The organism is Actinomycetota bacterium (assembly GCA_005774595.1).
In the GTDB taxonomy this organism is placed as follows: Bacteria; Actinomycetota; Coriobacteriia; order Anaerosomatales; family D1FN1-002; genus D1FN1-002.
This window is the reverse complement of sequence record VAUM01000504.1, coordinates 1-1,068: the sequence shown is the minus strand read 5'-3', so window position 1 is coordinate 1,068 and position 1,068 is coordinate 1. Positions and strand designations below refer to the sequence as shown.

Below are 1,068 nucleotides of genomic sequence, written 5' to 3'. Positions count from 1 at the left end.
GCGTGGGCGAGGTGCTCAGCGTCACCGAGAGCTGGCTGCGCGACGTGCTCGCGCTGCGCGAGGGTGCGTCCGAGCTCGTGGTGAACCGCGACGTCGCCGACGCGATGGAAGAGGTCGCCTGGTGCACCTCGTCGGCGGCGGTCGTGGGCGCGCTGGACGCGGTGAACGAGGCCCGGCGGCGCATCTCGTATAATGTGAGCCCCCAGTTGGCCGTCGAGGCCATGCTGCTCGACATCCGGGAGGTCCTCTCGTGCCCACGGTAGTGGGAGTTCGGCTGCGCAACGCGGCCACATCGTCATGGTTCGACCCGTCGGGGCACGAGCCCGCCGTCGGGTCGGCCGTCATCGTGCGCCTCGACCGCGGCGAGGAGATCGGCCGCGTCACCGAGGCGGCGCACTTCGTGGAGCCCAACGAGGTGACCTCGACGCCCCCGAGGATCCTGCGCGAGGCCGAGGACGCCGATCTCGCTCAGGCCGAGCGGATCGTCGACCTCGAGCGCGATGCGGTCCGCGTGCTGCGCGAGCTGGTGGAGGCGCGCGAGCTCGACATGAAGCCCGTCGAGGCCGAGTACCAGTTCGACGGCTCGCGCGTCGTCCTGTACTTCGTCGCCGAGGAGCGGGTCGACTTCCGCGAGCTGGTCAAGGAGCTCTCCTCGCGGCTCAAGACGCGCATCGACATGCGCCAGGTCGGGGTCCGCGACGAGGCGCGCATGGTCGGCGGCATCGGCCACTGTGGCGAGGTGCTGTGCTGCGCGAGGATGGGCGGCGAGTTCCAGCCGGTCTCGATCCGCATGGCCAAGGAGCAGGACCTGCCGCTCAACCCGCTCAAGATCTCCGGCAGGTGTGGGCGGCTCATGTGCTGCCTTCGCTACGAGTACGACGCCTACAAGGACTTCAAGGGACGGGCGCCCAAGCGCGGCGCTCAGGTCGAGACGCCTGCGGGCAGTGCGAAGGTCACCGACCTGAACACCCCGCGCGAGGTCGTCACGATGCGCCTCGGCGACGGCACCGAGCTGAAGGTGCCGATCGAGCGGATGGAGTGCGGCAGCGGCAAGGGCTGCCCCTGCGC

General features: G+C 70.3%; 2 protein-coding genes. Both read left to right on the top strand.

Annotated elements, in window-relative coordinates; all coding sequences use genetic code 11:
- Positions 1-2: 2 nt before the first annotated feature.
- Positions 3-263: a hypothetical protein gene (locus FDZ70_11290; protein TLM65028.1), complete on the top strand. Its 261-nt coding sequence runs from the start codon at positions 3-5 to the stop codon at positions 261-263.
- A partial coding sequence (locus tag FDZ70_11285; protein ID TLM65027.1) for a hypothetical protein occupies positions 251-1,068 on the top strand: 818 nt, incomplete at its 3' end. The genes FDZ70_11290 and FDZ70_11285, both read left to right, overlap by 13 nt.